2 protein-coding genes are annotated in these 1,412 nt (G+C 45.0%); both read right to left on the bottom strand.

The genetic code is table 11. The annotated features are described in order from the left end of the window. Positions 1-1,260: relaxase/mobilization nuclease domain-containing protein (locus tag G4407_RS16065; RefSeq protein ID WP_173689679.1), on the bottom strand; the 1,260-nt coding region annotated here is incomplete at its 3' end. A 6-nt stretch (positions 1,261-1,266) separates the two neighbouring features. Then, positions 1,267-1,412: plasmid mobilization relaxosome protein MobC (mobC, locus tag G4407_RS16060; protein ID WP_173689678.1), on the bottom strand; the 146-nt coding region annotated here is incomplete at its 5' end.

The raw sequence follows: 1,412 nt of genomic DNA, 5'->3' as shown, positions 1-1,412 counted from the left end.
TTCTTTGTGTTCCACACGTTTCTCATTCTGGTTTTGTTCTTCTGCCTTTCGAAGTTTTTCTTCGATTTCCAATGAATGCTTTTCAATCCGGACAGTCATACGGACTTCTTTTCGGAGTTTTTTTAATTCCTCATTGATTTCGGACAACCGCACTTTTCCACTGTCTTCGCTGCCATTCCGATAGAGCTTTCTGCGTTCCTTCATCAGTTCTGAAATCTGCTTTTGCAACGGCTCACGGTATGTGGAAAGCTGTTCTCTGGTCGTAATGTCATGTTTCATTAAAAACTCAATCTGTTCGATCCTCTGATCCAGTTTCCGGATATCCTCTCTGACGGCATACGGACTTCTTCTCGGTCTTTTTGGCAGTACTCCCATCTGATATAAATAGGAATAATATAATGCCTGTATCCCGTTCAGTTTCTTCTTTGGATGAATCTGCACCGGCTTTTGATAGATGCGTTTTACTTTTGGCTGTAAGATCTGTCCACGGATCTCCTCTTCGGAATAGTTTTTTCCAAGAGACCGTAGCCGGATGTACCGTTCCATTCCCGGAGCCTTTAAAGCGATATATTTCCGGTTCAGTTTCCATGTGTATCCACGCTTTTCCATTTCTTTTAAGAATTGTGACCAGGAGTAGCTTTCCTGTACAGACTCCCTGATATCCAGACGGATCGCACTTCTCCATGTCGGTTTCCCTTCCTGCTCTGCTTTCCACTGTACATAAGGGATTGATTTTTTCTGGTCGGATTCAATGATAGACAGACCATATTTTCTGCACAGCTCATCGGAGATCTTCCGGATCTCCGTATAATAACTCTTTGCATTGCTGTGGTACTTACGCCCGTCTGCCATGCTCACAGAGTTCCAGACAATGTGGTTATGATAATGTCTGGTATTCAGATGCGTTGTGATAACAACTTCATACTGTCCCTTTAAGAGCCGGTCTGCCAGTTCCTGTCCGATGAGATGTGCCAGTTCCGGTGTCACCTCACCTTCTGCAAAACTCTGTACCAGATGGTATCCTTCCACACCGCCCATCTTATGAAATCTCTTTTTTGTTGCCACCATATCTACATACGCATTTTCATTGGTACATCCGATGGTATCTTCGAACACCGCCTGTTCCGTCTTTGTCCGGTTCATGGCATAATCAATGGCAGCCTCCAGAGAGTCTGCTTTCTGTGTGGTTTTTTCTTTGTCTTTCACATATTCGATGGAACGGTCCAGGCGGTGGACGGGGATAACACTTGTATAAGCCATCTGTCATTACCACTCTTCCTTTACCAGATGCCATGTCTCTTTGGTAAGCCGGAGCATTTCCTGCACACTCTGCTCACTTGCCATTCCCGAAGCATTCGCAACATGGGCAAGCTGGTTCGCATTATTGCACAGACCCGCTATCTTCCTAAGCA

Origin of the sequence: Allocoprococcus comes (assembly GCF_013300725.1) — a bacterium.
In the GTDB taxonomy this organism is placed as follows: Bacteria; Bacillota; Clostridia; order Lachnospirales; family Lachnospiraceae; genus Allocoprococcus; species Allocoprococcus comes_A.
This window is presented reverse-complemented; position numbering and strand designations above follow the sequence as displayed.